This window comes from Paraburkholderia sp. SIMBA_053 (genome assembly GCF_046534895.1).
Taxonomy (GTDB): domain Bacteria; phylum Pseudomonadota; class Gammaproteobacteria; order Burkholderiales; family Burkholderiaceae; genus Paraburkholderia; species Paraburkholderia caledonica.
The window spans coordinates 597048-620969 of sequence record NZ_JAWRXU010000003.1 but is presented as its reverse complement, the minus strand read 5'-3'; the positions used below and the strand labels follow the sequence as shown (position 1 = coordinate 620969).

At 63.8% G+C, this 23922-nt stretch carries 22 protein-coding genes and 1 riboswitch; of the genes, 7 read left to right on the top strand and 15 right to left on the bottom strand.

What is annotated here, in order from left to right; all coding sequences use genetic code 11:
- Window positions 1-35: 35 nt before the first annotated feature.
- The 4 genes from SB753_RS14875 to SB753_RS14860 all read right to left on the bottom strand — a co-directional run bounded on the left by SB753_RS14875 (window position 36) and on the right by SB753_RS14860 (window position 4384).
- Window positions 36-269, bottom strand: a complete 234-nt coding sequence (locus SB753_RS14875; protein WP_020069294.1) for a Fis family transcriptional regulator — start codon at window positions 267-269, stop codon at window positions 36-38.
- The gene (gene dusB / locus SB753_RS14870; RefSeq protein WP_088175719.1) at window positions 266-1342 is read right to left on the bottom strand and encodes a tRNA dihydrouridine synthase DusB; all 1077 of its coding nucleotides are present in this window, start codon (window positions 1340-1342) and stop codon (window positions 266-268) included. Before dusB ends, SB753_RS14875 begins: the two co-directional genes overlap by 4 nt.
- Before the next feature lie 260 nt (window positions 1343-1602).
- Window positions 1603-2973, bottom strand: a complete 1371-nt coding sequence (locus SB753_RS14865) for a UbiH/UbiF/VisC/COQ6 family ubiquinone biosynthesis hydroxylase (protein WP_410800509.1) — start codon at window positions 2971-2973, stop codon at window positions 1603-1605.
- Window positions 2974-2992: 19 nt separating this feature from the next.
- The gene (locus SB753_RS14860) at window positions 2993-4384 is read right to left on the bottom strand and encodes an aminopeptidase P N-terminal domain-containing protein (RefSeq protein WP_027804836.1); all 1392 of its coding nucleotides are present in this window, start codon (window positions 4382-4384) and stop codon (window positions 2993-2995) included.
- A gap of 218 nt (window positions 4385-4602) precedes the next feature.
- Between SB753_RS14860 and SB753_RS14855 the strand changes: the two genes are divergently transcribed.
- Window positions 4603-5223, top strand: a complete 621-nt coding sequence (locus SB753_RS14855; RefSeq protein WP_087752497.1) for a glutathione S-transferase C-terminal domain-containing protein — start codon at window positions 4603-4605, stop codon at window positions 5221-5223.
- 259 nt (window positions 5224-5482) lie between these two features.
- The gene (locus SB753_RS14850) at window positions 5483-6241 is read left to right on the top strand and encodes a M48 family metallopeptidase (protein WP_408416143.1); all 759 of its coding nucleotides are present in this window, start codon (window positions 5483-5485) and stop codon (window positions 6239-6241) included.
- A gap of 61 nt (window positions 6242-6302) precedes the next feature.
- Here the strand turns inward: SB753_RS14850 and lnt are convergent, their stop codons facing one another.
- From lnt to SB753_RS14815, 7 genes are all read right to left on the bottom strand, one after another.
- Window positions 6303-8021, bottom strand: a complete 1719-nt coding sequence (gene lnt / locus SB753_RS14845; protein WP_410800508.1) for an apolipoprotein N-acyltransferase — start codon at window positions 8019-8021, stop codon at window positions 6303-6305.
- Between the two features lie 110 nt (window positions 8022-8131).
- On the bottom strand, window positions 8132-9025 hold the full coding sequence (locus tag SB753_RS14840) for an HlyC/CorC family transporter (protein WP_020069287.1): 894 nt from the start codon (window positions 9023-9025) through the stop codon (window positions 8132-8134).
- 230 nt (window positions 9026-9255) lie between these two features.
- On the bottom strand, window positions 9256-9969 hold the full coding sequence (locus tag SB753_RS14835) for a gamma-glutamylcyclotransferase (protein WP_408165666.1): 714 nt from the start codon (window positions 9967-9969) through the stop codon (window positions 9256-9258).
- A 19-nt stretch (window positions 9970-9988) separates the two neighbouring features.
- A complete protein-coding gene (gene ybeY / locus SB753_RS14830; protein WP_310352887.1) occupies window positions 9989-10450 on the bottom strand; it encodes an rRNA maturation RNase YbeY in 462 nt (153 codons plus the stop codon).
- A gap of 91 nt (window positions 10451-10541) precedes the next feature.
- The gene (locus SB753_RS14825; protein WP_087752501.1) at window positions 10542-11621 is read right to left on the bottom strand and encodes a PhoH family protein; all 1080 of its coding nucleotides are present in this window, start codon (window positions 11619-11621) and stop codon (window positions 10542-10544) included.
- 93 nt (window positions 11622-11714) lie between these two features.
- Window positions 11715-13100, bottom strand: coding sequence for a tRNA (N6-isopentenyl adenosine(37)-C2)-methylthiotransferase MiaB (gene miaB / locus SB753_RS14820; protein ID WP_020069282.1), 1386 nt, complete (start codon window positions 13098-13100; stop codon window positions 11715-11717).
- A gap of 177 nt (window positions 13101-13277) precedes the next feature.
- The gene (locus tag SB753_RS14815; RefSeq protein WP_408131642.1) at window positions 13278-14273 is read right to left on the bottom strand and encodes a LysR family transcriptional regulator; all 996 of its coding nucleotides are present in this window, start codon (window positions 14271-14273) and stop codon (window positions 13278-13280) included.
- 119 nt (window positions 14274-14392) lie between these two features.
- On the opposite strand from SB753_RS14815, the gene SB753_RS14810 reads away from it, so the two are divergent.
- From SB753_RS14810 to ribB, 4 genes are all read left to right on the top strand, one after another.
- The gene (locus SB753_RS14810; RefSeq protein ID WP_408131641.1) at window positions 14393-14791 is read left to right on the top strand and encodes a VOC family protein; all 399 of its coding nucleotides are present in this window, start codon (window positions 14393-14395) and stop codon (window positions 14789-14791) included.
- Between the two features lie 16 nt (window positions 14792-14807).
- Window positions 14808-15998 (top strand): MFS transporter, encoded by a 1191-nt coding sequence (locus SB753_RS14805; protein WP_410800507.1) that lies wholly within the window; start codon window positions 14808-14810, stop codon window positions 15996-15998.
- Between the two features lie 222 nt (window positions 15999-16220).
- The gene (locus SB753_RS14800) at window positions 16221-16910 is read left to right on the top strand and encodes an XRE family transcriptional regulator (protein WP_204522417.1); all 690 of its coding nucleotides are present in this window, start codon (window positions 16221-16223) and stop codon (window positions 16908-16910) included.
- 157 nt (window positions 16911-17067) lie between these two features.
- A riboswitch (FMN riboswitch) is annotated at window positions 17068-17252 on the top strand.
- Between the two features lie 153 nt (window positions 17253-17405).
- Window positions 17406-18125, top strand: coding sequence for a 3,4-dihydroxy-2-butanone-4-phosphate synthase (gene ribB, locus SB753_RS14795; protein WP_408416105.1), 720 nt, complete (start codon window positions 17406-17408; stop codon window positions 18123-18125).
- Window positions 18126-18289: 164 nt separating this feature from the next.
- On the opposite strand, the gene SB753_RS14790 is transcribed toward ribB, so the two are convergent.
- The 4 genes from SB753_RS14790 to glpD form a co-directional block, all read right to left on the bottom strand.
- Complete coding sequence (locus SB753_RS14790) at window positions 18290-18976, bottom strand: HAD family hydrolase (protein WP_410800506.1); 687 nt, start codon at window positions 18974-18976, stop codon at window positions 18290-18292.
- A gap of 184 nt (window positions 18977-19160) precedes the next feature.
- Window positions 19161-19874, bottom strand: a complete 714-nt coding sequence (locus SB753_RS14785) for an MIP/aquaporin family protein (protein ID WP_027778847.1) — start codon at window positions 19872-19874, stop codon at window positions 19161-19163.
- A gap of 223 nt (window positions 19875-20097) precedes the next feature.
- Entirely contained in the window at window positions 20098-21597 is a 1500-nt protein-coding gene (glpK, locus tag SB753_RS14780) for a glycerol kinase GlpK (protein WP_027778848.1), read from the bottom strand.
- A gap of 165 nt (window positions 21598-21762) precedes the next feature.
- Window positions 21763-23292 carry a glycerol-3-phosphate dehydrogenase gene (gene glpD, locus SB753_RS14775; RefSeq protein WP_410800505.1) on the bottom strand — a complete coding sequence of 510 codons (1530 nt, stop codon included), beginning with the start codon at window positions 23290-23292 and terminating at the stop codon, window positions 21763-21765.
- Between the two features lie 199 nt (window positions 23293-23491).
- On the opposite strand from glpD, the gene SB753_RS14770 reads away from it, so the two are divergent.
- A complete protein-coding gene (locus tag SB753_RS14770; protein ID WP_027778850.1) occupies window positions 23492-23866 on the top strand; it encodes a hypothetical protein in 375 nt (124 codons plus the stop codon).
- Window positions 23867-23922 lie beyond the last annotated feature (56 nt).

Here is a 23922-nt window from a genome sequence, read left to right as displayed (position 1 = left end):
GGAAACGTGGCAGGGCGCGAGAAAACTACTTCGAGCTACAACAAACCGTGCTGTTGCAGCTTCTTGCGCAGCGTATTGCGGTTGATGCCGAGATACTCGGCGGCCAGCGACTGATTGCCGCCGGCCTGCTCGAGCACCACTTCGAGCAGGGGTTTTTCAACGCACGAAATCACCATGTCGTACACGTCGTGCGGATTCGAGCCGTCGAGATCCTGGAAGTACACGCCCAGGCTGTCGCGGACAGATTGTTCGATATTATTCTTGCTCATGCTGCTAGTCGGTCTGTGTGGTCCTCGCCCTTGTTGTCGGGCCCGGAGTTGCCGACGGTTTCGTCGACGTAGACGAGGCGGTCGGAGATCGCCTTCTGTGCGTCGAAAAACTCGTTGACGGCGAGGAGTTGTTCGCGCGTGGTGTCCAGCGTATTCATGCGATGCCGGAACACGTTGGCGCCGGAAAGGCCGCGAGTGTACCAGCCGATGTGCTTGCGCGCAGTGCGAACGCCGGTAAATTCCCCGTAGAACTCGTAGTGATCTTCCAGGTGTTCGTTCATGACCTGCTGGATTTCGTCGATGCGCGGCGGCGGCAACAACGCGCCCGTCTGCAGGAAATGTTCGATCTCGCGGAACAACCACGGGCGCCCCTGCGCCGCGCGGCCGATCATGATGGCGTCCGCTCCCGTGACGGCAAGCACGTGGCGCGCTTTTTCCGGCGACGTTATGTCTCCGTTGGCCACCACCGGAATGCGCACCGCCGCTTTGACTGCGGCGATGGTCTCGTATTCGGCGTCGCCGTGATACAGGTCGGCGCGGGTGCGGCCGTGCACAGTCAGCATCGAAATGCCGGCGTTTTCCGCGAGGTGCGCGACATTCAGCGCATTCCTGTTCTCGCGATCCCAGCCGGTGCGGATTTTCAGCGTGACCGGCACCGCGTCGGGACCGACGCCCACTGCGCTCACCACCGCCTCGACAATGCGCTGCACGAGCGGCTCGTTCTGCAACAGGGCCGAACCGGCCGCCACATTGCAAACCTTTTTGGCTGGACAGCCCATATTGATGTCGATGATCTGCGCGCCGTTCGCCACGTTGTAGCGGGCCGCTTCGGCCATCATGGCGGGATCGGCGCCGGCGATCTGCACGGCGATCGGCTCGACCTCGCCCGCGTGATTCGCGCGACGCATGGTCTTCTCGCTTTTCCACAACTGCGCGTTCGACGCGACCATTTCGGACACGGCATAGCCCGCGCCCAGCCGTTTGCACAACTGCCGGAACGGACGGTCGGTCACGCCGGCCATGGGCGCGACGAACAGGTTATTGCGTAAATTGTGCGAGCCGAGAGTGGGCATGACATGGACGCGCCAGCGACCGATTGCACGGTGTTGTCAATCGGAGCGTTCGCGAAATGCGAGGGAAAACCGCTATTTTAGCGTTAACGGATAGCCCGCACCGGACCTGCGAGTGCTGTAACCCATTAAATCTTCTATGAAAGTCGTCGGCGTCATAGAGTTCTGACTGCTCGCTGAACCTGGTTCGGGCGGCGCAGACGCGACGAAAGCGGAGCCGCGCGAGCCGCGCATAAACCGGCACGCGAGCCGCGCGCCTATGCTCAGCGGCGCTGCCCGAACATCATCTGACGCGCGAGCGCGGTTTTCACGGGAGGCACGAATTCGAGCGCGGTCAGCGCGAGGCCGCGCATGACCGCGAGCGGCGGGAAGTCGACGGTGAAAAGACGCGCGAGCGTGTCGGTCGCACCGATCGTCATGCGGCGGTCGAGCGCGCGGCGCTGCGCGAACGTCGCGAGCGCGAGCGGCGTGGGACCTTCCGCCGACAACGCGTCGGCGAGCGCATGCGCGTCGCGCAAGCCGAGATTGAGCCCTTGACCCGCTACCGGATGCAGCGTTTGCGCTGCGTTGCCGATTGCGACAGCACGACCCTTGACGAGCGTATCGACGGCATTCAGGCCGAGCGGGAACGATGCGCGCCCCTTGATGTGCGTGAAGCGTCCCATGCGACCGCCGAACGCGCTGCCGAGTTCGTGCAGGAAATCGTCGTCGGCGAGTTGCGCGCGACGCGCGGCTTCGTCCGGCGAGCAGCACCACACGAGCGCGTAGTCCGCGCCACGCACGCCGCCCATCGGCAGCAACGCGATCGGACCTTCCGGCGTGAAGCGTTCCCACGCGACATGCGGCTGCGGCGCCGACACGGTCACCGTGCCGACCAGCGCTGTTTGCCCGTAGTCGCGCGTGCTCTGCGTGCCCTGTTTGTCCGAGCGTTTGCCGGCATGCTCGCCCGCGTCGTTCGGCGCCGATGTGCGCGTGTGCGCTTCGGGGTCGCGCCCGTCGTCTGCTTCGGTGTCGTTCTCGGTGCTTGCGCCGACCGCCGCGGCTGCGCGCCTCTTCGCGCCGCCGTGCCCGCTTTTCTGGTCGCCGAACAGGCCGCCTTCCGCATTCACGAGAATCCGTGTGCGTAAGCGGCGCGTGACGCCGGCGGTTTCGATCGGCAGCGTGACCCCGTCGTTTTCCTGAACAGGCGCGCCGGCGGAGGTCGAGCGGAACCAGTGCACCGGCGTCGCGTGCACGGCTTCGGCGAGGCCATGCACGATCGAGCCATAGCGCAGCACATAGCCGAGCGCCGGCAGGCCGTGCTCAGCGTGGTCGATCAGCGTGCGGCCGAAACGACCTCGCTGCGATACGTGGATACGTTGGATCGCGGTGGCGTCGGCGGGCCAGCGCAACGGCTCCAGGATCATGCGGCTGCCGTGCGAGACGGCGATCGCGCGCGGATCGGCAATCGAATCTTCGGGCTCGCGGGCGTCCACGAGGCCGACTTTGAGCGCGCGCGTCGCGCTGCGGCGGGCCAGCCAACCGGCCAGCGCGAGCCCCACCGGCCCGGCGCCCACGATCGTCACGTCGAAATCGAATGTCTGATCGAGTGCGGCGGGCCTCAGGATCACCGTGGACGGGGAGACATCGTTCATTGCGGGTTACTTCCTTGTTTCAAGAGCCGCGGGCGTCGCGCATCAGCGCTTCGATCTCGTCGGCGGCGACCGGCACGTCGCGCGTCATCAGTTCGCAGCCTGCGGGCGTGACGATCGCATCGTCCTCTATGCGAATGCCGATGTTCCAGTAGCGCTCGGGCACGCCTTCGGCCGGGCGGATATACAAGCCGGGCTCGATGGTCAGCGTCATGGAAGCCTGCAACGTGCGCCAGGGCAACGCGCCGGTTTCGTCGCGCGGCGCGCCGCGCTCACGGTAGTCGCCGACATCGTGCACGTCCATGCCGAGCCAGTGGCCGGTACGGTGCATATAGAACGGCGCGTAGGCGCGTTCGGCGATCAGGTCGTCGACAGAAGCGAACTTGTTGCGCTCGACAATGCCCGTGTCCAGCAAGCCTTGCGACAGCACGCGCACGGCGGCCTGATGCGGATCGTCGAAGCTGGCGCCGACGCGCGTCGCGTCGACAGCCGCCTGCTGCGCGGCGAGCACGATGTCGTAAAGCTCGCGCTGCGCCGGCGTGAAGCGGCCGCTTGCCGGGAACGTTCGCGTGATGTCGGATGCGTAGCCGTCCAGTTCGCAGGCCGCGTCGATCAGGATGAGGTCGCCATCCTGCGCAATCGCGCTGCCGGCCGGATAGTGCAGCACGCAAGCATTGGCGCCGGCCGCGACGATCGACGTATAGGCGGGCGCCTGCGCACCGAATTTGCGGAACGTGTAGAGCAGCTCCGCCTCGAGTTCGTACTCGCGCACGCCGGGGCGGCACGCCGCCATCGCCCGGCGGTGCGCCTGCGCGGAGATCTGTCCGGCGCGGCGCATGATCGCCAGTTCGTGGTCGTCCTTGATGAGCCGCATGTCGTCGAGCAGCGGCACGAGATCGCGCGCGGCCATGGGCGCCGCTACGCCGCTGCGGCCTTGAGCGCGCACGGCCTCGAGCCAGCTGCGCACCTGGCCGTCGAGTTTCTCCGACGTGCCCAGCGCGTAGTGCAGCGACGGCTTGTCCGCGAGCAGCCTCGGCATGTGCGCGTCGATTTCGCCGAACGGAAACGCGGCGTCGAATCCGAAGGCTACCCGCGCGCCGTCGGGCCCGAAACGGAAGCCTTCCCACGTTTCGCGCTCGATATTTTTCTCGCGGCAGAACAGGATGGACGCGGGCTCGCCGGTTGCGGCGCTTGCGTCGAGCACGAGCAGCGCTTCGGGCTCGGTGAAGCCGGTCAGATAGTAGAAGTAGCTGTCGTGCCGGTACGGATAATCCGCGTCGCGGTTGCGCAGCGCTTCGGGCGCGGTCGGCACGATGGCGACGCCGCCGCCCGCCGCCCGCAGCGCGGCGAGTACGCGCTCGCGGCGTGTACGGTAGACGTCGATGGCAATGGTGGGTTCGGTCGGCTGGTTCATCGTGCGATTGTAGCGCCCAATGCACAGAGTCATTTTGTGCCGATGCCGACGTCGAACGACCGGCGCGTTGGCCGTTCGGCCGGCTAGACGGCGCTCGGGCGGCGCGGCAATGTTGCAATCCATCCACAGCGAACGTGCATGCGGCTCGCAGAGAGCGCACCTGCCGCTCGCGCAACGCGCCAAGCACTTATACTTTCGCCGGATTCAGAAAAAGGCAGATGGCAATGATGAAACTCATCGGTTCGCTCGCCAGCCCGTTCGTGCGCAAAGCGCGCATCGTGCTGGCCGACAAGAAGATCGACTACGAGCTGGTGCCCGAGAACGTCTGGGCGCCGGATACCCGCATCCACACCTTCAATCCGCTCGGCAAAGTCCCGTGCCTCGTGATGGAAGATGGCGAAGCAGTGTTCGACTCGCGCGTGATCTGCGAGTACGTGGACACGCTGTCGCCGGTCGGCAAGCTGATTCCGCAAGCGGGGCGCGAGCGCATCGAGGTGCGTTGCTGGGAAGCGCTCGCCGACGGCCTGCTGGACGCCGCCGTGCTGATCCGCCTTGAAAGCACGCAGCGCACGCCGGAGCAGCGGGTCGACGCGTGGGTGGCGCGGCAGCAGCGCAAGATCGACGAATCGCTCGTCGCCATGTCTCAGGGCCTGGGCAGCAAGCCGTGGTGCGCGGGCAATCACTACACGCTCGCCGATATCGCCGTGGGTTGCGCGTTGGGCTATCTCGACTTTCGCATGCCGGAACTGAACTGGCGCGAGTCGCACCCGAATCTCGACAAGCATTTTCAGAAGCTTTCGTTGCGTCCGTCGTTTATTGATACTGTGCCGGTTAACTGACTGATCCGATAAAGCACCGTGCCCGCGATTACAGCAAGTTTGCAAAATTGCGTTAATCAGTCTTTCAAAGTCATGAATTAATGCTTTCGTTTGTGGTAAAAAAGCGCCTCCCGTCAGGCGCTTTTTTTTCGTCTGCCGCGTGGGGCAATGGTTCTGCGGTTATCTATTCGGCATGTTTCAGCGTCGAAAGCGGCCATTGCGAATGGACGACGCGTTATGTGCGTCGTCAAAACGAATACACCACAAAGAGACTTTCATGATGAAACCGTATCGCTTCGTTATTGCCGCTTCTGCCTGCTCGCTGTTTGCCGCGTGCTCCAATGTGAGCAGCCTTGATCCGTCGGCACTGGTTCAATCCGGTCAGCTGGTCACGCAAGCGGCTACGCTTTCCGACGCCGACGTGCGCACGCTGACCGACAAATCGTGCGCGCAACTCGACAGCGAAAACACGATCGCGCCCGCTAATAGCAAATACCAGAAACGTCTAAACAAGATTGCCGCGCAATTGGGCGACAACATCAACGGCACGCCGGTGAATTACAAGGTGTACATGACGAAGGACGTCAACGCGTGGGCAATGGCTAACGGTTGCGTGCGCGTGTACAGCGGTCTGATGGACATGATGAACGACAACGAGGTGCGCGGCGTGGTCGGCCATGAAATGGGCCACGTGGCGCTCGGCCATACGAAGAAGGCAATGCAGGTTGCGTATGCGGCATCCGCGGCGCGTTCGGTTGCTTCTTCGGCGGGTGGCGTTGCGGGTGCGCTGTCCGGTTCGCAACTGGGCGATTTCTCGGAGAAGCTGATTAACGCGCAATTCTCGCAAACTCAGGAAAGTGCCGCCGACGACTATTCGTTCGATTTGCAGAAAAAGAAAAATCTCGATCCGTCGGGCCTTGTCACGGCGTTCAACAAACTCGCGCAAATAGACGGCGGAAAATCGAGTATGTTGAGTTCGCACCCGGCGTCGCCTGCACGCGCGCAGCATATTCAGCAGCGTATTGCTTCGAATCAATAACGCTTGCGTGGTTCAACAAACGCGCGCTTGCGGCCATGCCGCAGCGCGCGTTTTTTATTGCTTATGCCTCACCGTTCCCGGATTTACCGTTTTTCCGGAAAGTCCTGCCCGGCCCGAAAGCAAAGCCGAATGCGAGCAGGAATAACGAAACGGCGAGCACCGTGTTATTGCCGCTCGTCACATAGGGCGTACGGCCGGCCGTGCCTTGCACGGTGACGTCGAGAGAACCGATCGTGTAGGGCGTGAGCCGTCCGAGCACTTTGCCGTTGGCGTCGATCGCGGCCGTCATGCCCGTGTTGGTCGCACGCAGCATCGGACGGCCGGTTTCGAGCGAGCGCATGCGCGCTATCTGCAAGTGCTGGTCGAGCGCGATGGTGTCGCCGAACCACGCGAGATTGGTGGAGTTGACCAGCACGCCTGCCGGCGTATCGCTTTCGCGGATGGTCCGCGCAATTTCTTCGCCAAAAATGTCTTCGTAGCAAATGTCGACTGCGACCGGCTGGTTGTGCACGACGAACGGCTTTTGCACCGGACCGCCGCGCGCGAAGTCGCCGAGCGGAATGCTCATCAGGTTGACGAACCAGCGAAAGCCCCACGGCACGAACTCGCCGAACGGTACCAGGTGATGCTTGTCGTAGCGGTAGATGTCACGTGTGCCGGGGGTCACGCCAAACAGGCTGTTCGTGTAGTCGACCACGCGGCCTTCGGGTGTGACGGAGCCGCCGATTGCGCCAAACAGGATCGCGCTGCCGGTGGAGTCCGAAAAGCTGCGCACCGCCGACGCGAACGGCGCCGGCAACTGCTGCGCCAGCACGGGAATGGCCGTCTCCGGCGTGACGATCAGGTCGGCGGGCTCGGAGGTGATCATCTGCTGATACTGGTCGATGGCGGCGCGCATGCCCGCTTCCTCGAACTTCATTTCCTGTTTGACGTCGCCTTGCAGGAGGCGCACGGTCAACGGCGCGTTGGCGGGAACAGTCCACTTGGCGAGCGGCAGCAGCAGGCCTGCCGCGATCAGCGCCAGCGCGACGCCGGCCGGCGCGGCGATCCGCGCGGTGCCGCCGCGGGTATCCTCGCCGCCGGACGCAGCCTCGCGAGCCTCGCGGCGACGGCGCAGCAGAGCAACGACTGCCTGCACGATCAACGCCGCTGCAAGCGCGAGCACCCAACCGACGCCATACACGCCCGCAAGTGGGGCGAATCCAGCGAACGGGCCGTCGACTTGCGCGTAGCCGCTAGCGAGCCACGGAAAACCGGTGAACACCGTGCCACGCAACCATTCGCCGATTGCCCATGCGCTGGCGAACGCGAGCGCTCCATGCCATGTCGGCGAGAACGGCGTATCGGTACTCGACGAGCCGTTGCGGGCATGACCGGCGCAGAACGACCAGATGCCCGCGGCCAAAGCAGGATACAGCGCGAGATAAACCGAAAACAGCACGAGCGCCGTGCCGGCAAGCGGCGCTGGCATGCCGCCGAAAAAATGCATGCTGACGTACAACCACCAGACGCCGCTCACAAAGTTGCCGAAGCCAAACGCGCCGCCTGTCAGGGCGGCGCTTTTCCAGCCCGTGGTACGCGTCAGCCAGCCGAAGAAAAACACGAAAATGACAAGTTCGAGCCAGCCGCCATGCGGCGTGGGTGCGAACGACAGCGTGTTCGCCGCGCCCGCCGCCAGCGCGACGAGATAATGCCAGCGAGGAAGCGTGCGCGCTCGCGTGGGTCTGGCGGCAGAAGCGCTCGTGCCGTGACGGGAGCGGGAAGTAATCGGGTCGGCCATTGTTGCGCGGTCGGCGTGAGGAGTGGCAAATTGAAAAGTCAGGCCGCGGAGCCGGCGGGTGGGCATCGGCGGCTGGGCATCGCGGCTTGAAGCGGGAGCAGCCGGGCCGCTCAGGTCTGCACGTGCTGCGCTTCGCGCTCGCGCTGACCGGCAAGCGGATCGCGCCGCACGAGCAGCATGTGAACCTGGCGGGCGTCGCCGCGCAGAATCTCGAAAATGAGATCGTCGATACGAACCTTCTCGCCGCGATGCGGGACGCGCCCGAAGTGATGCGTGACGAGTCCGCCGATCGTATCGACTTCTTCGTCCGAGTAGTGTGTGCCGAATGCCTCGTTGAACTGCTCGATTTCGGTCAGCGCCCGCACACGGAAGCGTCCGTCCGGCGAGGCGATGATGTTGCCGCTCTCTTCGTCGAAATCGTATTCGTCTTCAATATCGCCGACGATCTGTTCCAGCACGTCCTCGATGGTGATGAGACCGGCTACGCCGCCGTATTCGTCGACCACCACCGCGAGGTGATTGCGATTCACCCGGAAATCGTGCAGCAACACATTCAGCCGCTTCGATTCGGGGATAAAGACAGCGGGGCGCAACATGCCGCGCACATCGAACTCTTCTTCCGCGTAGTAACGCAGCAGGTCTTTCGCCAGCAGCACGCCGATGATGTTGTCGCGATTGCCCTCATAAACCGGATAGCGCGAATGCGCTTTTTCCAGCACGTAAGGGATGAATTCGGCGGGATTGTCCGCGATGTTGATCGCGTCCATTTGCGCGCGCGGCACCATGATGTCGCGTGCACTGAGTTCGGTGACCTGGAATACGCCTTCGATCATCGACAGCGAGTCGGCGTCGATCAGGTTGCGCTCGTGCGCGTCCTGCAGAATTTCCAGAAGTTCGGCGCGCGAGTCGGGCTCGGGCGAGATGAAATCGGTAAGACGCTCGAGCAGCGAGCGTTTTTCCTGCGGTTTGTCGGTGTGGCGTCGACTGGGATACGTGTCGTTCATGGTAGTGCGCCCGGCAAGACTGGGCGCGCTGTTGCAGAGCATTAAGGATACACCAGGCACATGGCAGGACCGTGTCCCGCCGCACCTGGCGATGAATGAAACCGGGCTGACACCGTTGCGCCGCAAGGCGCGGGCCATGGGTCAATCCTAACTGATTACCGGGTGAAAAGCGTTTCGGAACAAAAAACGGCGCGGCGCTCAACTAGCGCTTTCTGACGCTTTGTTGAGCCTCACTTACCCGCTTGCGTCTGCCCGCGCACCTCAGCGCCGGCAGACGCGGGCTCGTCATTGCCGGCCTGACAACGCTGGAGTAGCGCTTCCAGCGCCCGGTCCGGCATGCCGCTTTCGCGCAGCGCGTGAACCGTGCGGCTCACGTAGTCGAGTGTCGTGCCGTAGCGGCCGCGTGCGCAGCCGAACACGGTTTTGACAATTTCGTCGCCCAGCTTGCCGGTGTAACTCGGCACGTCGCGGCGCATGACGAACGCGAGTGCGTCGACGCGCCGGCCGTCGGCGAGCACGCACGGCAGCCATGCCGGCCGGTACGAGCCCATCGCCATCTCGCGGCGCCACAGCGCTTCCAGATGCGGCATGGCGCCTTGCGCCGCGAGACGAAACGCAATGCCCGTGCAGGAGCCGCCGCGATCGAGCGCGAGCACGAGGCCCGGCTGTTCCGGCGTGCCGCGATTCACGCGCGACCAGAGATACAGGCCCCGGTGATAACCGTGCACCTTCGAGCGCGTGGCTTCGACGGTGGGCAGACCGGGATTCCAGATCAGCGAGCCATAGCCGAAAAGCCATAAGTCGCTCTGTCGGTCCCAGTCGCGCAGCGTGCATTCGAGCGACGCGCGCAACTCCTCGTCCGTCAGCAGCCGCGACTCGCCGAGCGCGGGAGGATAGTCCGGGCAGGGCGTTCGGGTGTCGGCGTCAGGGGAGAATGAGCTCACGGTTCGGTCCGGGCGACGGTTAGCGATAAGGGTCGGGAAAGCCGAGCTTGCCGAGAATCTCGGTTTCGATCGCTTCCATTTCCTCGGCTTCTTCCTCGACTTCGTGGTCGTAGCCTTGAGCGTGAAGCGTGCCGTGCACGAGCAGATGCGCGTAGTGCGCAAGGAGCGGTTTGCCCTGCTCGGCGGCTTCTTTCTCGACGACGGGGCAGCAGAGGATCAGATCGCCCGTCACCGGATCGTCTGCCGACTCCGCGTACGCGAAAGTCAGCACGTTGGTCGAATAATCCTTGCCGCGATACGTGCGGTTCAACGTCCGGCCTTCTTCCGCGTCGACGAAACGCACGGTCAACTCGCCGTCCGCGAAAAGCGCGGCCTTGACCCAGCTGGCCACGGTGGCGCGAGGCAGCAGCGCCTTGTGCTCGGGCCACGCCTTGGCCGCGGGGAATTGCAGGTTGAGCATCAGTTTAGGGGCGCGGCTCATGCTGGTTGGAAGTGATGCGTGAAGCGAGGCGCGGAACACAGCCGGTCCGTGGGCCGCGCATTCAGCGGATTATCGGTTGCGTCGAGCCGCATTAACGCGAATCCGCCGGGTTGGCAGTCTTCTGCGAATGCGCGTCGTACGCCTCGACAATTCGTGCGACGAGCGGATGCCGCACCACGTCCGCGCTGGTGAAGCGCGTGAGCGCAATGCCGCGCACGTCGGACAGAACCTGCTGCGCTTCGATGAGCCCGCTCTTGTGCCCGCGCGGCAAGTCGACCTGAGTCGTGTCGCCGGTCACCACGGCCTTCGAGCCGAAGCCGATCCGCGTGAGAAACATCTTCATCTGCTCGGGCGTGGTGTTCTGCGCTTCGTCGAGAATGATGAACGCGTGATTCAGCGTGCGGCCGCGCATGTACGCGAGCGGCGCGATTTCGATCATTTGCCGCTCGAACATCTTGGCGGTTTTGTCGAAGCCCAGCAGATCGTAGAGCGCGTCGTACAGCGGACGCAGATACGGATCGACCTTCTGCGCGAGATCGCCCGGCAGAAAGCCGAGACGCTCGCCCGCTTCGACGGCCGGGCGCGTGAGGACGATGCGCTTGACCTGATCGCGTTCGAGCGCGTCAACCGCGCAGGCGACCGCGAGATAGGTCTTGCCCGTGCCGGCCGGACCGACGCCGAACGTGACGTCGTGAGAAATGATCTGCTTCAGATACTCGCGCTGCGCCGGCGTGCGGCCGCGCAGATCGGCGCGCCGTGTGTACAGTTTCGGACCGAGTTCTTCGAGGTCGTCTTCGTCGCTGTCGGCGGGCTGGTCGAACGGATGGTCGGGATTGCCGGGAAAGCCCGGCTCGCCCGCTTCGTCGCCATTCCCATTGCCATTGCCGTTGGTGCGATGCCGTGCCGGGTGGCGCACTTCGACGAGCGCAAGCTGAATGTCGTCGACCGACAGCGGCTCGCGCGCGTTGTTGTAGAAGTTTTCGAGAGCGGTAAGCGCAAGCTTGGCGCCGCGCCCGCGAATCGTAATGCGATGTCCGCGGCGTTGCAGCGTCACGTCGAGCGCCTGCTCGATTTGCCGCAGATTTTCGTCGAGCGGTCCGCAGAGGTTGGCGAGCCGCGCATTGTCGTCGCGCGGAGCGGTGAATTCCAGATGCGGCTGAGTGGTTTTCAAGGCGGTGATTCGATCCTGTCGGTTTCAGTACTCGGGTGCGTCGGGCGGTGCGTGGCGCGGCCCGGCCGCGCCGCTCTGTCAGTTGTCAGTCGGTCAATGCGTGACAGCGCTTGCGTTGTCCGCTGCATTGTCGTGCACCAGCACGAGCTCCCCACGCAGTGAATGTGGGTACGCTTTGACGATTTTCACGTCGACCATCTGACCGGTCAGCCGCGCATGCGAAGCCAACGGCGCGGGGAAATTCACTACGCGGTTGTTCTCGGTGCGGCCCGCAAGTTCGTTCGGATCCTTACGCGCCGGGCGTTCGACCAGAATGCGCTCCACCTTGCCGACCATCGAATCGCTGATTCGCTGCACGTTTTCTTCGATCGTGGCTTGCAGATGTTGCAGGCGACGCAGCTTCACTTCGCGCGGCGTGTCGTCGTGCAGATTTGCAGCCGGCGTGCCCGGGCGCGGACTGTAGATGAACGAGAAGCTCGTGTCGTACTTCATCTCGTGCACGAGCGCCATCATCTTGTCGAAATCTTCTTCCGTCTCGCCGGGGAAGCCGACGATCATGTCCGTGGAAAGCGAAAGGTCCGGGCGGATAGCGCGCAATTTGCGAATCACAGACTTGTATTCGAGCACGGTGTAGCCGCGCTTCATCGCCATGAGAATCCGGTCGGAGCCGTGCTGCACCGGCAGATGCAGGTGACTCACGAGCTTGGGCACCTTCGCGTAGGTGTCGATCAGGCGCTGCGTGAATTCCTTCGGATGCGACGTGGTATAGCGAATCCGCTCGATTCCCGGAATATCCGCAACGTATTCGATCAGCGTCGCAAAGTCGGCGATCTCCGACGAACCCAGCGTGAGCGCGCCACGATAGGCGTTCACGTTCTGACCGAGCAGCGTGACTTCGCGCACGCCCTGGTCGGCGAGGCCGGCAATTTCGGTGAGCACGTCGTCAAGCGGACGCGATACTTCTTCGCCGCGCGTGTACGGCACGACGCAATAGCTGCAGTACTTGCTGCAGCCTTCCATGATCGACACGAACGCGCTCGGACCGTCGACGCGAGCCGGCGGCAAATGGTCGAACTTTTCGATTTCCGGGAAAGTAATGTCGACCTGCGCGCGGCCGCTTTCGCGGCGCTTGTCGATCATTTGCGGCAGACGGTGCAGCGTTTGCGGTCCGAACACCAGATCGACGTACGGCGCGCGCGCTACGATCGACGCGCCTTCCTGACTCGCCACGCAGCCGCCCACGCCGATAATCAGGTTCGGGTTCGCTTCTTTCAGTTCGCGGACACGGCCGAGGTCGGAGAAGACTTTTTCCTGAGCTTTCTCGCGTACCGAGCAGGTGTTGAACAGAATGACGTCCGCGTCTTCCGGCGTGTCCGTCTTGATGAGCCCTTCAGCCGCGCCCAGTACGTCGACCATCTTGTCGGAGTCGTACTCGTTCATCTGGCAGCCAAAGGTCTTTACATAAACTTTCTTGGTCATCGAATTTCGCCGGTCGCAGTGGTTAATCTGGGGGCGTCGTATTAGGGGTCAAGGAGATGCGAAAACGTGCGCGAGGCCTCGAAACGGCCGGCACTTTCAGCGCACTTGGGCGGGCAGGGACCGTAATCCCAGTCATGTCTAGCCGCTTGCCGCGCACGCTCGCAGCGTAACGCAACATTATAGCCCTTCGCCGGATACGGTTTGTCCGCCCGTTCCGGCCCGCGGCACGGGTTGGGGCACGTCGGGCGGCAAGCCCAGCAGGCTTTCCAGTTCGTCGGACACTTGCGCGAAGCGCTCGCTCAGGAAATCCAGCAGAACGCGCACGCGCGGCGCCATGAAACGGTTACGGTGATAGAGCGCGTGCAGCGGCGCGTCGGGATAGCGCCACTCGGGCAGCAGAATTTTCAGGCCGTCGGCGCGCAGATCCGCTTGCACGTCCCACATCGACTTGATTGCGATGCCGTAGCCGCGCAGCGCCCATTCGCGGGCGACGGCGCCGTCGTTGGTCTCGCGCGCGGTTTCGAACGGCACGGTGTACTGCTGCACTTCGTCGCCGCGCGTGAAGCGCCACTCGTTCACGGGACCTGAGCCGGTGCTGAGCACGATGCAATCGAAATTGGCGAGATCGTATGGGTCTTTGGGCTCGCCCTTGCGTGCGATGTATTCTGGCGATGCGCACAGCACGCGCCGGTTGGGCGCCAGCTTGCGCGCGACCAGCGAGCTGTCTTGCGGCACGCCGAAACGGATCGCGAGATCGATGTCCTCCTGCACCAGGTTCGACAGCGAGTCCGACAGCGTCAGGGCGAACGTGACCTCCGGGTAGAGCGCGTTGAACTCGTCGAGCCAGTGCATCAGCAGATTGCGGCCGAAGTCCGACGTCGCCGAGACGCGCACCTTGCCGCGCACCACCCCTTGCCCCGCTTGCAGCGCGGCTTTTGCGTCGTCTAGCGATTGCAGCGCCTGGCGGCAGCAGTTCAGGTAGAGGCGGCCTTCGTCGGTGAGTCGCAACTGCCGGGTGGTGCGCTCGAACAGGCGCGCTTTCAGGCCGGCTTCGAGTTTCGCGAGGCGCGCGCTCGCAGCGGCCGGTGTCAGCCCCATTTTGCGGCCCGCCGCGGAGAGACTGCCGTGCTGTGCGGCCTCTACGAAGAGACGAATGTCGCCAAGGTTATCCATTGCATTCTTCAAATCGCATTTGAAAATGCTTCAAATGCTACGCCAATTATCAAATTGACGCGTCGCGTTCACAATGCAAGCCTCGAAAACCGATGCGGCGCAGTCAGCCGGCCGAAGCCATGCAACTCGATCACGCGACTATCGTCACAGCCGATCTCGACACGGCCCGGCATTTCTTCGTCGATGTAGTCGGGTTGACGCAAGGCGCCCGTCCGGCGTTTTCCGTCGACGGCTACTGGCTGTATGCCAACGGCAGCCCGGTGATCCATCTGGTCGAGAGCACGGTGCCGGACACCTCCATGAGAGCCGCGCCGCGCATCGATCACATTGCATTCCGTCTGGAAAGCGCCGCCGAGTGGCAGGCGCTGCTCGCGCGCCTGCAGGCAACCGGCGTCGACTATCGGACGGCGCAAGTGCCGCCGATGGGCCCGCAAGAAGCCGCCATGCAGATTTTTGTGGCGCTCGCGCCCAGTGTCGTCGTCGAGTTCGTGACGGCGCTGCATCACGCTCAACCGTAGAACCTGGAGAACAACAGTGCCAATTCCATTACTCGCGCTCGCGATCAGCGCCTTCGCTATCGGGACGACCGAGTTCGTCATCATGGGCTTGCTGCCCGAGGTCGCGCGCGATCTCTCGGTGTCGATTCCGTCGGCGGGATTGCTGGTGAGCGGGTATGCGCTCGGCGTCGCGGTCGGCGCGCCGCTGCTTGCCGTCGTCACGAGCCGGATGCCGCGCAAGCTCGCGTTGCAATTGCTGATGGGCGTTTTCATCGTCGGCAATACGTTGTGTGCGATTGCGTCGGACTATTCCGTGCTGATGATCGCGCGCGTGGTGACGTCGTTCGCGCACGGCTCGTTTTTCGGCATTGGCGCAGTGGTGGCCGCGTCGCTCGTGCCGCTCGAGAAGCGCGCGAGCGCAATTGCGCTGATGTTCACCGGCCTCACGCTTGCCAACGTGCTCGGCGTTCCGTTCGGTACTTTCGTAGGTCAGGAGTTTGGCTGGCGCGCGGCCTTCTGGATCGTCAGCGGTTTCGGCGTGCTATCGCTCGCAGGCGTGACGGCACTCGTGCCGAATCGCCACGATTCGGGTCCTGCCGGTCTCGGTCATGAAGTGCGCGTGCTGAAGGACCCGCAAGTCTGGACCGCGCTTGCGATGACGGTGCTCGGCTTCGGCGGCGTGTTCGTCGTGTTCACGTATATCGCGCCGATTCTGGAGCAGGTGAGCGGCTTCTCGCCGCGTGCCGTCACGCTGATCCTGGTGCTGTTCGGCGTGGGGCTGACGATCGGCAACACGGTCGGCGGCAAACTCGCGGACCGTGCGCTGATGCCCTCGTTGATGGGCATTCTCGCTGCGCTGGCGATCGTGATGGCGATTTTCGCGCGTACCAGTCATTCGCCGGTGGCCGCGGCGATCACGGTGTTCGTGTGGGGCATTGCCGCCTTCGCGACCGTGCCGCCGTTGCAGATGCGCGTGGTCGAGAAGGCCGCCAAGGCGCCTAATCTCGCGTCGACGTTAAACATCGGCGCGTTCAATGTCGGCAATGCGGGCGGCGCGTGGCTCGGAGGTCTCGTGATCGATCACGGCCATTCGCTCGATACGTTGCCATGGGTTGCCGCGGCCGTGAGCGTCGTTGCTCTATTGCTGACCTGGTTGGCATCGCGCATGGATCGGCCGGTGCCGCAGCCGGTCAATCGACGCGACATGGAAGTGCGCGAGCGGGCTTGAGTGCTCCGGCTGTGCAAGCGCCGTTGGCTGACCTGTATGGGCGCGCTCTGACGAAAAGCGAAGCCGCGCCCATATGAAAAATCCGCACAAGCTTTGCGAGAAACGTCCTCCGCAATGCTGATAACAGTGTGAAGATAACTTCGTTGGGCACGGCGGGGCGCGATGCTATCTTGCTTCCACTAACTGCTTGCCCGCCGTCCGGCGGCGCTTCTGGAGGCAATCATGCATTCCCCGCTTGCGCTGGTTCGCGATCCAACCGCTGATACCGATGCGCCGCCGCGTGCCGCTGAACCCTTCGATGCACTCGAACATCTGGTCGGCGTGAATCTCGCGCGCTTGCGCGCCGAGCGCCAGTTGTCGCTCGATGCTCTTGCACGCGCATCCGGCGTGTCGCGCGCCATGCTCGCGCAGATCGAGTCGGCGCGCAGCGTGCCGTCGATCAAGGTGCTCTGCAAGGTGGCGGCCGCGTTGAAAGTGTCGGTCGCGGCATTCCTGCGACGTCACGCGACCAACGGCTTCGAACACTTGCCGGCGGAGCGCTCGTCGCGCGTGGTCAGTTCCAACGGACGCTTTTCGGCTCGTCCGCTCTATCCCGATGCCGAACCGACCGCCGCCGAATTCCACGAGTTGCGCATCGCGCCGTTGCACACGGAACCCGGCACACGTCGCGCGCCGGGCACGACGGTGAACCTCGTCGTCAGTGAGGGCACGCTCGAGGTGAGCGTGCACGATCAACGTCAGTTGCTGGCCACGGGCGACGCGATCGTGTTCGACGCCGATCAGCCGCATAGCCTGCGCAATCCCGGCGACACCGAGGCGCGCGCGTTTCGCGTAACGTTGAAGGCCGAGACGCCGCCGCGTTGGGACGTGCCCTCGCAGTCGGACACGGCGCGCGAAGCCGCGCCGGTTTGATCGAACGCAGGGCGGCGCGTCGGCTCGCTGGTCAGCGTCTCGAAGTCAGAAATATGGGTGAGCACGGCGCTCACCGCGAATCCCGTTGCGCAGTAGGGTTGCACTGCAGTTCGCGCGCGACTGTTGTATGCTTGGCCCGCCGGTTATCCGGCAATCAGTGCGTCTTCAGGGCGGGGTGAAATTCCCCACCGGCGGTATGCCGGCAACGCGAGAGCGTGAGCCGGCGAGCCCGCGAGCGCCCGCATTAGTCTGGCTTTCAGCGAACCGGAAGCCGCCGCGGGGTCAGCAGATCTGGTGAGAAACCAGAGCCGACGGTCATAGTCCGGATGGAAGAAGATGTGCAGATAGTCATGTTCGTCTCCGTGGCGCCGCTCGCAGGTTCGGGCGGCGCATGAACACCGCCTCGACTATGCAGAGGCGGTTCGCGGCGCGTCTTTGTCTGTTTGCAATGCCCTGAAACGTTTTTCGCCCCACTTTTGCGATGAGCGTTTCAACATGTCCTTTGCTACTTTTCCTGCCCCGTCGACGATTGCGGACGATGCATTCGCCGATCTCCCGCTGCTCGACACCGAATCCGTTCCGCCGCGTATCGCCGCCGCGCTGCAAGCAATGCGCGACGGCCGCGCCGTCGTGCTCCAAGACGACGACGACCGCGAGAACGAGGCCGACCTGATCGTATCCGCCGAGCGTCTTTCCGTCGAAACAATGGCGCTGCTGATTCGCGAATGCAGCGGGATCGTCTGCCTGTGCCTGCCCGACGAGAAGATTCGCGCGCTCGAACTTCCGCCGATGGTCGCCAACAACGAGAGCCGTCATGGCACGGCGTTCACGGTTTCGATCGAAGCTCGCGAAGGCGTGACGACCGGCGTGTCCGCACTCGACCGCGTGACGACCATTCGCGCCGCCATTGCCGATGCGGCGAAGCCCGGCGACATCGTGAGCCCCGGCCACGTGTTTCCGTTGCGTGCGATGCCTGGCGGCGTGCTTGCGCGGCGCGGACATACGGAGGGCACGGTGGATCTCGCGATTCTCGCGGGCCTGAAGCCGGCCGGCGTACTGTGCGAATTGATGAACGCCGACGGCACGATGACGCGCGGCGCGGACGTCGAACGCTTTGCCGCACAACACAATCTGCCGATGCTGACGATTGCCGAGTTGGCCGAGTTCCGTCGCGCGTTGGCTGAGGCGCGTGAATGCGTCGAGCAGGAAGCGTGAACGCAGCGACGTAGTTCGGGCGGCGCGTTGAATCAACGCGCTCATCGACGTTGCTCTCTGACGGGCTCTTTCCGCTCTGTTGCAGCACGTTGTACTCAAAGCACGAGGCCGACCGCATACGGTCGGCCTGTCTTTTTGAGCGCGACCTTTGGCGCAGGCGGCTGCTACGACTGCACGTCGCCGAACTCTCCCCGCACGCCCGCTTCGAGCAACGCGGGCAATTCGTCCATGTGTTTCATGATGCGCGTCATGCCCATCTTGCGCAGCGCGTCCGCGTAGCCGTCGGGAATATGGCTCGCGCCGACGAAAGCGATCGTCTTCATGCCCGCCGCGCGCGCCGCGTTCAGACCCGCCACGCTGTCTTCCACGACGACGCATCGCGATGGCTCGACGCCGAGCGTCTGCGCAGCAAACAGGTACACATCGGGAAAAGGCTTGGGACGTGCGACCTGTTCGGCGCTGAAAATGCGCTCGCCGAAAATCTGCTGCAGGCCGGCGCGATGCACTGACGCCGTCACGCGCGCCATGCGGCTGTTCGACACGACCGCGGCCGGCAGCGTCACGCGTTGCAGCGCAGTTCGAACACCGTTGATCGGACTGAGCGACGCGGCCAGCGCGAGTTCGACATTGTGTTCAATCGTGTTCAGGAAATCGGACGGCAGAGCGATGTCGAACGCTTTCTCGATGCCTTCGAGAAAGCGCGACGTTTGCTGGCCAAAGGCCGTCTTGACGATGGGTTCGAAGTCGAGGCCGGGGAAAGTCGCCGATAGCGTCTCGAACATGACGCGGTCAGCAATGACTTCGCTGTCGACGAGTACGCCGTCGCAGTCGCAAATGAGATGGTCGATCATGCCTGAAGGAACGGAAAGCGGGGGGCGCGTGGGCCGGAATGGCCAGCCCTCGCGCGCCGGGTGAAAGCGCCATGATACGTGCTTTGACGCGGCGCGCGTCGCGCGGACGCTTTTCGCTGCATTCCACCGATTCGATCGCCCGCGACTTTCGCGCGCGTCAGCTGTTCATCAACGCGCGGCGAGATCAGCGCGTATGCAGATACAGATAAAGAGCCGCCGCCACCGCGCCGCCGACGAGCGGCCCGCACACCGGAATCCATGCATAGCGCCAGTCGCTGTCACGCTTGCCGGGAATCGGCAGCAGCGCATGCATCAGACGCGGCGACAGATCGCGCGCAGGGCTCATCGCGTAACCGGTCGGGCCACCGAGCGAGATGCCGATGCCGAGCACGAGCAGGCCGACCGGCAGCGCGTCGAGCGCACCGAGACCGACTTGCGGCGAAGCCAGATACAGCACGCCGAGAATCAGCACGAAGGTTGCGATCATCTCGGTCAGCAGGTTGTGAGGCACGCTGCGAATCGCCGGCGCGGTGCAGAACACGCCGAGTTTGACGTCGGCGTCGCCTTCTTTCGCGAAGTGCTGGCGATACGCGACCCACACGAGCAGCGCGCCGGCCATCCCGCCGAGCATTTGCGCCGCGATGTAGCCGGGGACCTTGGCCCACGCGAACTTGCCCGCGAGCGCAAGACTGACCGTCACGACCGGATTCAGATGTGCGCCGCTGTACGATGCAGTGACGTAGACCGCGATGAAGACGGCCATTGCCCAGCCCATCACGATCACGATCAGATCCGCGCCCTTGCCTTTGGTGCGCGCGAGCAGCACGTTGGCGACAGCACCGTCGCCGAGCAGCACGACGAGCGCCGTGCCAATGAATTCCGCAATGTATGGTGACATTGTTGGGTATCCGAAATATTGTTGTTAGGAAAACCGCGAGACGGGCGGCCTTGTCGCGTTTCGTGGCCTGGTGTTTGCCGCCTCGTCGTTGGCTTTTGTTGATTCGTTGCGGTTATGTCGCGATCGGGTCGCGCTTTCGTCGCGTTGGGGTCGCGGCCGCGTTCATCCGGGTTGGACTTGCCTCATGGCGAACGCTTAGCCGCGTCCATCGCGAACACCGCTCTCAAGGTGTGTCGGCCCACGCTTTGGCGGCGCGAATCGCGCGCTTCCAGCCGTCGAGACATTCCTCGACATCCGCCTGTTCGAGCGCGGGCGTGAAGCGGCGGTCGAGCTTCCACTGGCTTTGCAGTTCGTCCACATCTTTCCAGTAGCCGACCGCGAGGCCCGCCAGATACGCCGCGCCCAACGCAGTGGTTTCCGACACTTTGGGGCGAACCGCGTCCACACCGAGGATGTCGGCCTGGAACTGCATCAGCAGGTTGTTCGCGCAGGCGCCGCCGTCCACACGCAATTCGCCGATGCGAATGCCGGAGTCGGCTTCCATGGCCTTCAGAACGTCGAGCGACTGATACGCGATCGAATCGAGCGCGGCGCGAGCGATATGCGCCGACGTCGTGCCGCGCGTCACGCCGAACAGCGTGCCGCGGGCACGCGCATTCCAGTGCGGCGCGCCGAGCCCGGCGAACGCGGGCACCAGATAGACGCCGTCGCAATGCGGCACGCCGCGCGCCAACGTTTCGATCTCAGCCGCGTTTTTGATGATGCCCAGACCGTCGCGCAGCCATTGCACGACCGCGCCGCCGATGAAGATGCTGCCTTCGAGCGCGTAGTTGATCTGATCGCCGATCTGCCATGCAATCGTGGTGACGAGATTGTTCTTCGATTCAATTGGCTTGTCGCCGGTGTTCATCACCAGGAAGCAGCCGGTGCCGTAGGTGTTCTTCACCATGCCGGATTCGGTGCACATCTGGCCGAAGAGCGCGGCGTGCTGATCGCCGGCAATGCCCGCGAGCGGAATCTTGGAGGCGAATACGGTGGTCTTGGTAGGCCCATACACTTCGGACGAAGGACGCACTTCGGGCAGCATGCTGCGCGGAATGTCGAGTGCGTCGAGCAGTTCGTCGTCCCACTTCAGTGTGTGGATGTTGAAGAGCATGGTGCGCGACGCGTTGGTCACGTCGGTGACATGCAGGCCGCCCTTGGTGAAATTCCACACGAGCCAACTGTCGACGGTGCCGAACGCGAGGCGGCCTTGCTTCGCTTTTTCGCGTGCACCTTCCACGTTATCGAGAATCCAGCGGATTTTGGTCGCCGAAAAATACGAGTCGATCGGCAAGCCGGTTTTCGCGCGAACTTTGGCTTCGAGGCCTTGTTCCTTGAGCTGGTCGCAGAAGTCGGCGGTGCGGCGGTCTTGCCACACGATAGCGTTGTAGATCGGATGGCCGGTCTCGCGGTCCCAGACAATCGTGGTTTCGCGCTGATTCGTAATGCCGATGGCGGCGATCGACGTGCCGTTCATCCCGGCGCGCGTCACGGCTTCGGCAGCGACGCCCGCCTGCGTCGACCAGATTTCCTGCGGGTTGTGCTCGACCCAGCCCGGACGCGGGTAGATCTGCTCAAACTCCTTTTGTGCCGTCGACACGACGTTGCCGAGGCGGTCGAACAGCATCGCGCGTGAACTGGTGGTGCCCTGGTCAAGCGCGAGGATGTACTGATCCTGCATTGTCTCTTCTCCATGCGTTTTATGAATCGCCGTAACAGCTTACCGGCGACGGGAACGGCTTGTCGTTCCAAGCGGCCGCGACCGCTCGGGTCGGTGCAGCCGGCTCGATGCAGCCGCGGGGTGAAACGGTTTTTTTACGCTGCGAGCGCGCGGACTTCCGTCAGGTCAGGCGCTCTGTCGCTCGGGTTGGCGAGCGAACCATGCGTCGATGTCGCGTGTAATCGAGTCGAGCGTGCCCGGCTCGACGTGAAGACCGAGCTTCGAGCGGCGCCATAGCACGTCGTGCGCGCTGCGTGCCCATTCGGTGTCGCGCAGATACGTCAGTTCGGCCTCGTAGAGACCCGGCGCGAATGCCTGGCCGAGACCGGCGAGCGATCGCGCGTCGCCGATCACGTTCTTCACGCGCGTGCCGTAAGCACGGGCGAGACGATGCGCGAGGTCGGCCGGCAACCACGCGTGCTGCTGCTTGAGTCCAGCGAGAAAGCGCTCGAAGTTTGCCTGCGGGATATCGCCGCCGGGCAACGGCGCGCCGGCCGTCCACGACGGCGCGTCGCTGCCGAGAGCAGGCGCGAGCTTGTCGACGGCTTCTTCGGCGAGCTTGCGAAAGGTCGTGATCTTGCCGCCGAACACGGACAACAGCGGCGCTTCGCCCGCTGGCGCATCCAGTTCGAGCGAATAGTCGCGCGTCACCGCCGACGGATTGTCCGCGCCTTCTTCCTCGAGCAGCGGCCGCACGCCCGAGTAGGTCCAGCGCACGTCGGCCGGGGAGATCTTCTGCTTGAAGTAGCGATTGATCGAGTCGCACAGGTACTGCGTTTCGTCGGCGCTGATTGCCACTTTCGCGGGGTCGCCGCGATATTCGAGATCGGTTGTGCCGATCAGCGTGTAGTCGTGCTCGTACGGAATCGCGAAGATGATCCGCTTGTCCGGATTCTGGAAGATGTACGCGTGGTCGTGTTCGAACAGGCGCCGGGTGACGATGTGGCTGCCCTTGACGAGCCGCACGCTGTGCGACGCCGCGCGGCCGAGCGCGCCCTGGAGCAGTTCGCCGACCCACGGACCGGCGGCGTTCGCGATCGACGCTGCTCGCACGTCGACGGTCGTGCCGTCCGCGCGCCTGAGTTGCGCCCGCCATTCGCCGCCTGCGCGCACGGCGCTCAGCAGCCTGGTGCGCGTGAGAATCTTCGCGCCGTGCTCGGCGGCGTCGAGCGCATTCAACACGACTAGGCGAGCGTCGTTGACCCAGCCGTCGGAGTACACAAAGCCGCGCTTGATCGATTCGACGAGCGGCGCGCCGGCCCGATGATCGCGCATCAAGATGCCGCGCGAGCCGGGCAGCAGTTCGCGCCGGGCGAGATGATCGTAAAGGAAAAGACCGGCGCGAATCAGCCAGGCGGGACGCAGATCGGGCATGTGCGGCATCACGAAGCGCAGCGGCCACATGATGTGCGGCGCTGCGCGCAGCAACGTTTCCCGCTCCTGCAACGCTTTGCGCACCAGTCCGAACTCGCGGTATTCCAGATAGCGCAAACCGCCGTGGATCAGTTTGGTACTCGCCGAGGACGTATGCGCTGCCAGGTCGTCCTGCTCGCACAGCAGCACGGACAGGCCTCGGCCCGCCGCGTCGCGTGCGATGCCTGCGCCGTTGATCCCGCCGCCCACGACGAGCAAATCGTATCTCGTGCCTTGCGTCACCTGCTGCGTCTCCTGACTCGTCCGAAAGTTATGTCCGAAACCTATCGAACCGATAGTGTTCGTTTTCGAACTTTAATGAACATATTCGAAAAAGTAAAGTTCGCGCATTTGGCGTGCGCCTCTATCGAAAGGCCAAGGCAGTAGCGCAACACACGGCCACGGACGATACTCTTGCCAGTAGCCATTTCAGGGTGATTTCATGCGTGTACTTTTCATGGTGGGCGCGGCAGCGCTTCTCGCAGGGTGCGTCGCCTCGCCGAGCTTGAGCGGAACGATGGGCGCGCCGTCGTTCGCGTCGTTGCAGCAGATGTGCAGCGCCCAGACGGTCGATTACGGCAACGACGCTCAAGGCGTGTATGCGACGTTGTTCGACGCTTATGTGGCGAACCGGCGCGGGCGGTTGTCGAAGGAAGATTACTGCGCGTTCCAGACGGAAATCGCGCAGCGCTACACGAGCCAGGGGGCGAGTACCGACCCGCAGATTCGCAACCAGTGGGTTGCGTTCTTTACGGAGCAGCGCGCACGAGCAATAAGCTGGCGCGCCGCAGTGGATCCGACCTTGCGCAGCGGTTGAGGTTTGTTCGTTAGGCGGCGCGGCGGTTTAGTGGTCGGGAGGACGCGGCAGTAATG